This window comes from Trichocoleus sp. ST-U1 (assembly GCF_039961835.1).
Lineage (GTDB): Bacteria > Cyanobacteriota > Cyanobacteriia > Cyanobacteriales > FACHB-T130 > FACHB-T130.
Map to the genome: position 1 here is coordinate 55,709 of NZ_JAMPJZ010000027.1, position 7,608 is coordinate 63,316.

Genomic DNA, 7,608 nt, shown 5'->3' on the forward strand with positions numbered 1-7,608 from the left:
TTCATCTTTTTGAATTTTGATTTCTAAGAATACCCGTGTTCTACCAAGAAAGCGGGTGTAATTCCATCCATCCCGATCGTAGCGGGTGGATTCTGCTCAGATGTTCGTGCTGGATAACGCAGAAATTTTTCCACGTACTTGCCCAGAATATCTCCTTCCAAATTCACCAAACTGCCAGTCTGTAAATAAGGTAGGTTTGTCTCGGCATAAGTATGAGGAATCACCGCTACCGTAAACCAACTTCCATCAGGGTCGCAATCTGCCACCGTCAGACTCACACCATTGACCGCAATACTGCCTTTGGGAATGATGTACCGAGCAATCTGGCGCTGCTCCCCATCCTCTGCTGCCGGTATTTCAAAGCGCATTTCCCAGGAAGTAGCAGTTTGTACCGACTCTTGCAGACAGCCTATTCCGTCTATGTGCCCTGTCACAAAATGTCCTCCTAGCTTGCTGCCAACCCGGAGAGAGGTTTCTAAATTCACGTAGGCGGCGGCTTGTTCTCGCTGTCCTAAGGTGGTGCGACTAAGAGTTTCCGGAGAAGCGGTTGCCACAAAGCCTTGAGGCGAAATTTCCTCTACCGTCAGACAAACGCCATCCACCGCCACACTATCGCCAATCGCTAAATCTGACAGTATCAGCTGACAAGTATCTCCCACGCAGGAAAGCCCAAAACGGTCTTCTCCCAGAGAATTAATAGTTCCTAGAGCTTGAATTAATCCGGTAAACACTGTTTTTAAGTGAAATTAGGTAAATAACGGTCATTGGCAAACGATCGTCGCTCATGATTCAGTGAAAAAACCGAAAAACAACTTGCTATTAGATGTAATTAATCGGATTTCGACCTACTGATAACTGATAGCGAACAACCAGCGAAGGGATGAAGGCAATCGGTCTATATTTTTTAGTAAAATCTCCAGCGAATCGTTCTAAGACTGAGGCATACTGGGAGATACAGCTTTGTTGATCCCAACTTAACCAAGTCTTCATAGCTGGTTGTACCTTCGCTTGGTAAGGTGATTAGAACCGCAAGCGTGTTTGTTAAACCCCACTACCTCCAGTACCAGTTTATAGCTTTGCTTTATCCCCCCCGACGCCTACCGTGTTCTAGAGGCCAAGCTGATGATTGAAATGAAAGTCGCTGGAATTGCATTAGATGCCGTGACGCGCAGCCCGATTGTGTTGCTCAAAGATGCCTCGGAGCGACGAGCCTTGCCAATTTATATTGGGCAAGATCAGGCAAAGGCAATTATCAGCGCTTTGGAAAAACAAACCCCTCCCCGTCCCCTGACTCATGACCTCCTGGTGAATATCCTGGACGTTTGGAATATGACCTTAGAGCGGATCATTATTCACTCGCTTCAGGACAATACCTTTTATGCGATCTTGAGTGTCCGGCAGGGTGAGGTAAAAAAGGAGATTGATGCTCGGCCTAGTGATGCGATCGCGATCGCCATCCGCACTGGCAGCCCCATTTGGGTAATGGAAGAAGTCATTGCTGATGCTTCTATCCCTGTCGATCGCGATGCCGATGAGGCAGAACGCCGAGCCTTCCGTGATTTTGTATCGAAGCTTCGACCGGAAGATTTGATCCAGCGAGGAGGCTCCAGCACGGAATCATAGCACACCAAGGGCAAACGTAAAAAGGCAAAAGCCAAAAGCAAGAAAATGAACTTTTTACTTGGGCGATCGCGGCTTTCTCTTGCTCTTTCTTTTTACTTTTTATGCGTTATCGGCGGTTTGGAAAAACAAATTTACCGCTTTCAGTGTTTTCTTGCGGGACGATGCGCTGTCTGGCTTCCTTTGAAGATGCCTACCAGACGGTGCATCAAGCCGTTGCTTGTGGAATTAATCACTTAGAAACCGCGAGGGGTTACGGCAAAAGCGAAGAATATCTCGGTGCCGCTTTAGCCGCAGGATTGCCCCAGTCGCGAGAACAGCTTTATATCACTACCAAACTTCCCCCAAGCAGTGACGCCGATACGATGCGTCGGTGGATTGATGAGTCGCTCTTGAACTTACAGACTGATTTTGTGGATTGTCTGGCGATTCATGGCCTTAACACCTGGGAACATTTAAACTGGGTGCAAGTGGATGGAGGCTGTATGCAGGCGGTGCAGGAAGCCGTGGCAGATGGCAGAGTTCGTCACGTTGGCTTCTCCACCCACGGGCCGCTGGATGTGATTCTAGCGGCGATTAACACCAATTTATTTGAATTCGTCAACCTGCATTATTATTACTTTTTCCAGCGCCATGCCCCGGCGGTTGAGTTAGCCAACCAAAAGGATATGGGAATTTTTATTATTTCACCAGCGGATAAGGGGGGGCTACTCTACACGCCACCGGAAACGCTTCAACATCTGTGCCATCCCTTTTCACCCCTAGAACTAAATTATCGGTTTCTGTTGAGCGATCGCCGCATTACCACGCTCAGTGTTGGCCCAGCGAACCCCAGCGAATTGACGGAATGTTTGGCGGTTGCTGAGCGCGATGAACCGCTGAAACCGGAGGAAATTGAAGTTTTCGACCGCTTACAAGCTCATTTAGGAGTAATTTCTCCAGATTTATGTAGTCAATGCTACGCTTGTTTGCCCTGCCCAGAAAACATCAATATTCCAGAAATATTGCGCCTGCGTAATTTAGCGGTTGCCTATGACATGACAGCGTATGGTCAATACCGCTACCGAATGTTTGAAAATGCCGGTCACTGGTTTCCGGGGATGAAAGGCGATCGCTGCACTGACTGTGGTGACTGTCTGCCCCAATGCCCTCAACATTTAGACATTCCAGCGCTTTTGCGAGATTCTCACCAGCGTCTGAATGGACAACCTAGGCGTCGGCTTTGGGAATAATCGTAACGGTAGTTGCGTAAAGATAGTTGCGTGAACAGATTTTAAGGCAACCAGGATGTATGGACAGGGTATTTGTGCCCTTGCCTGATGCTGTTATCACTCCGACGATGAACAGTAGCTTTAGCTTATCGGTTTAAGTTTTACACCTATCTAAAGATATATACTTGTTAAGATGTTTAGTGATCTGGATTACCGACACATTGATTTATGTAAAATAGCTTAAAAAAGAATTTTGCTAATCCATTGGTTAAGGTTGGTTTAAAGTTTGACTTTGAGAAGGTGGGCTTTGAATATTCCATAACTATATTTGGTAGTCATGAAAAATCAGCTTACCTCTACAGAAAATCTAGTTCGCAGAATTGTATCTATTTATATATTAATTAGCATTATTTATATTGTTTCTGGGAATGAAATACTTAATTTACTGAGCAAGAATTTAGCGTTTTTAATCCAGTTAGAGATGCTGAAAGAGTGGAGATTTATTCTATCTATTAGCGGGTTGTTGTATGTTCTAATTCGTGCTGGCTTACAATTGCAACAATCCGAGCATAATTATCGCCGTATCTTTGAGAACACCGTTGAGGGAATTTATCAAGTTACGGATGATGGACGCTATATGAATGCGAATCCAGCGCTGGCACGCATTTATGGCTACAACTCACCAAATGAACTTATTGGCAATCTTCATTGGCACGCAAGCAATTTGGAGTTGTACCAATTACTCCAAAAAACTGATGCCGTAACGGGATTTGAATCTCAGGTTAATCGCCCCGACGGCAGTTGCATTTGGATTTCTTCTAATGCCCGTGCTGTGCGCGATCGCAGTGGCAAGCTACTTTACTACGAAGGTACCGTTGAAGACATTACCAGCCGTAGGCAAACAGAGCAAGCACTGTTCGACAGTAAGGAACAATATCGCGTTATCTCAGAACTGACCTCTGATACCTATTGCCTAACAGTTGCCCCTGACGGTCAAATGACAACCGAATGGGTGTCAGAGACCTTTTTGCGAGTGAGCGGTTACACGTTCGCGGAAATTATCACTCTTGATGGCTGGCGGCGGCTTATTCATCCCGACGACTGGTTAAAAGTTCAGCAAAATTTTCTCAACCTAGTTTCTGGTCACTCTGAGATTAGCGAACACCGGATCGTGACCCGTAGCGGTGAAGTTCGATGGTTACGAAATTATGCGCGATCGCAATGGGATGAGCAAAAACAAAGAGTTATTCGGATTTTGGGGGAATTGCAAGATATCACAGACTGCAAAGCCGCTGAAGCGTTACTTCAGCGAAGTGCTGGCGAGATTAATCAAATTTTTAATATGCTGCCCAGTTTTGTCTGGAAGTTCTGCCCTGCAACCACCCAGTTTATCCATGCCAGCGAGATCCTAACCGAACTCAGCGGCATTTCTACACAGGCATTTTTTGAGAATTATCAAGTTTGGGACGATCGAGTCGATTTAGGGCATGAATCCCAAGAAGCAATTCGGATAGCTTGGGAAGCAATTACCAAAGGGGAACCCTATCAGGTTGTTTATCTTTTTCACACTCTTCATAGAGGCGATCGCTGGTTTGAAATTACAGCCAGACCTGCCATAGAGGATGGCGTTCTCTATTACTACGGCAGTACCGCAGATATCAGCGAAAGGCAGCGGCAGACGATGTTATGCAAGCAGGCAGAAACAGCCTTACGGCAAGCAAATGAGGCGTTAGAAATCCGAGTCCAAGAGCGTACCGTTGAGCTAGAAGATGTTGTCCAGGCACTCCAAGCAGAGATTGCCGAACGCAAGCTCGCTCAAGAAACCTTAAAGCATTATCAATTGCTATCGGAACATGCCCGTGACGTTGTTTTGTTTATTGGGAATCAAGGGCAAATTATCGAAGCGAATCAGGCGGCAATTCAGACATACGGTTACGAACGCGAAGAGATTGTTGCCTTAAACATTCAGGACTTGCGAGATCCTCCAACTCATACAGCGATCGCTCAACAACTGGAGCAAGCAGAACAGCGAGGCATCTTATTTACTACCACTCACCGCCGCAAAGATGGCAGCACTTTTCCAGTGGAAGTCAGTTCCCAAAGCTGGGTAATTGACAATCAAAGAGTTTTATTAAGTATTATTCGGGATATCAGCGAAAGCCTCCGGCACGTCACGCTACGCAAACTGGCAGAGGAGGCATTGAAAAAAAGCGAGGAACGGTTCCGCAATTTGCTGGAAACTACCAGCGATTGGGTATGGGAGGTAGATGAGAATGCTGTTTACATTTACACAAGTCCCAAAGTGCGCGACATCTTAGGTTACGAACCTGAAGAAGTTTTGGGGAAAACGCCCTTTGACTTAATGCCGCCGGAAGAAGCCTTCCGGATTGCGAACACTTTTGGGCCAATTGCTGCCCAAGCAATACCATTCTCTTGCCTAGAAAATATCAACATCCACAAAAACGGTCATCGAGTTGTTCTAGAAACCAGTGGCGTCCCAGTTTTTGATAGCTCTGGGAAATTTTGTGGCTATCGCGGTATAGATCGGGACATTACCGAACGCAAACAATCTGAAGAAGCTCTGAGGGAAAGTGAAGAGCGATTCCGAACAATTTTTGAAAGAGAAGCGATGGGTGTCGTCCTGACCACTTTAGAGGGGCGGCTTTTGGCAAGTAATCCCAAGTTTCGGGAAATTTTAGGTTATAGCGAACAAGAACTACAAGGGATGCTTTTCAGTGAGTTGGCGCATCCAGATGACGCCATGCAAGACCGGGAACTTTACCAAGAGTTAATGGCTGGAAAGCAGGATTCTTACCATTTGGAAAAGCGCTATATCTGCAAGGATGGTCATGTGGCTTGGGGCTACTTGACCGTTTCTTTGATTCGCAGTCCCAGCGGTGCCCCTCAATTTAGCACTGCCACCATTCAAGACATTACCGAACGCAAGCAGATAGAAGCAGCGCTACGGGAATCGGAAGAGCGTTTCCGCCAATTAGCGAAAAATATTCCGCAAGTTTTCTGGATGACGACTCCCGATGAGAAACAAATGCTCTATATCAGTCCCCCTTACGAGCAGGTATGGGGGCAAACTTGCGAAAGCCTTTATCAGCAGCCTGAATCTTGGCTGGATTCTATTTATCCAGAAGATCGGCAGTCGGTGATAGATGGGCTTGAAAAACGCCAGCAAGAAGTGGACGACTACGAATATCGGATTATCCGCCCGGATGGGACGATTCGCTGGATACGCGATCGCTCCTTTCCAGTTCGGGACGAGACAGGGCAAGTCTATCGAATTGCCGGAATTGCAGAGGATATTAGCGATCGCAAGCGAACGGAGGAGGAGGTTTATTTTCTGCAAACCATGACCCAAGCTATTTTTGAGTCTCCAGACTTTCACTCAGCGCTATTCGTAGCACTCCAGAAAGTGTGTGAAGCCACTGGCTGGGATTTTGGGGAAGCCTGGATTCCACAATCCGACAACAGCGTTCTCGAATGCAGTCGAGGTTGGTATAGCCGTGCCACTTGTCTAGAGGAATTCCGGCAAGGAGGCGAGAACTTGACCTTTGCACCAGGGATTGGGTTACCCGGTCGTGTCTGGGTCTCAAAACAACCAGAGTGGCAACGAGATGTTTCCGGTGAGTCGCATCAAGTTTATTTCAGGGTAAATTTGGCAATGAAAATTGGATTAAAAGCCGCTTTAGGAATTCCAATTATTGCTGATGATACTGTTTTGGCTGTCCTTGTGTTTTATATGTTTGAATCTTGCGAACAAGACGAACGACTCATCGAACTGATTTCCGCTTCAACTGAATTGGGATTATTCATGCAGCGCAAGCGAGCAGAAGAAGAAATTCGCAATGCTTTGGAAAAAGAAAAGGAACTGCACGAACTAAAATCCCGTTTTGTTTCTATGACTTCTCACGAATTTCGTACCCCGTTATCGACTATTTTGTTTTCGGCTGGATTGCTTGAAAATTACGGCTTTAAATGGACAGAAGAGAAGAAAAGGATTCATCTGCATCGAATTAAAACTGCTGTTCAACGGATGGACGGGATGTTAGATGAAGTGTTGCTTATTGGCAAAAATGAAGCTGGCAAGACAGAGTTTAACCCTGCCACGATAGAGCTAGAAACATTCTGCCAAGACCTTGTAGCAGAAATGCAACTAACAGCGGGCGATCGCCATTCCCTAATTTTCTCAAGTCAGGGAGAATGTCTCGCAGCTTGCATTGATGAAAAACTGCTGCGCCACATCCTCAGCAATTTACTCTCAAATGCTATCAAATATACCCCAGGGGGGGGTATTATAAAATGCGAACTTAGCTGCCACAATGGGGAAGCCATCTTCCAAATTAAAGATCGAGGAATTGGCATTCCTCCACAAGATCGGCAACGATTGTTTGAAACCTTCCATAGAGCTTCTAATGTTGGCAATATTCCTGGAACTGGCTTAGGATTAGCGATTATTAAAAACTTTGTAGACTTACACAAAGGCAAAATCACCGTAGAAAGTGAAGTCGGAGTGGGTACAACCTTTACGATTAAGTTACCGTTGAGCGGGGATTGTTAAGCTTCAGGGGCTAGTTTTAACCCGTTATAGCAAGGATTTTAATAACGGTATCTTTATATACCAAACTTAGAAAAAATCTTCCTCTACATTCTTTTCCTGTCTTCGCTGATTTTTTCATTCTAGGCGGCTTGACTGTTACCTAGGTTCGATTAATAAGGTTAGTTACTATAGGAAGGTAAGAACTTCTTATATTTATTTTTGATAAGC

General features: G+C 45.7%; 5 protein-coding genes. 3 read left to right on the plus strand and 2 right to left on the minus strand.

Annotated elements, in window-relative coordinates:
- Positions 1-23: 23 nt before the first annotated feature.
- Positions 24-731: a riboflavin synthase gene (locus NDA06_RS12380; protein ID WP_190986312.1), complete on the minus strand. Its 708-nt coding sequence runs from the start codon at positions 729-731 to the stop codon at positions 24-26.
- 88 nt (positions 732-819) lie between these two features.
- On the minus strand, positions 820-990 hold the full coding sequence (locus NDA06_RS12385) for a hypothetical protein (RefSeq protein ID WP_190439813.1): 171 nt from the start codon (positions 988-990) through the stop codon (positions 820-822).
- A 132-nt stretch (positions 991-1,122) separates the two neighbouring features.
- On the opposite strand from NDA06_RS12385, the gene NDA06_RS12390 reads away from it, so the two are divergent.
- From NDA06_RS12390 to NDA06_RS12400, 3 genes are all read left to right on the plus strand, one after another.
- Positions 1,123-1,623: a bifunctional nuclease family protein gene (locus NDA06_RS12390; protein ID WP_190412793.1), complete on the plus strand. Its 501-nt coding sequence runs from the start codon at positions 1,123-1,125 to the stop codon at positions 1,621-1,623.
- 101 nt (positions 1,624-1,724) lie between these two features.
- Positions 1,725-2,852 (plus strand): aldo/keto reductase, encoded by a 1,128-nt coding sequence (locus NDA06_RS12395; RefSeq protein ID WP_190986313.1) that lies wholly within the window; start codon positions 1,725-1,727, stop codon positions 2,850-2,852.
- A 316-nt stretch (positions 2,853-3,168) separates the two neighbouring features.
- Positions 3,169-7,401, plus strand: a complete 4,233-nt coding sequence (locus NDA06_RS12400) for a PAS domain S-box protein (RefSeq protein WP_190986314.1) — start codon at positions 3,169-3,171, stop codon at positions 7,399-7,401.
- The last annotated feature ends 207 nt before the right edge of the window (positions 7,402-7,608 follow it).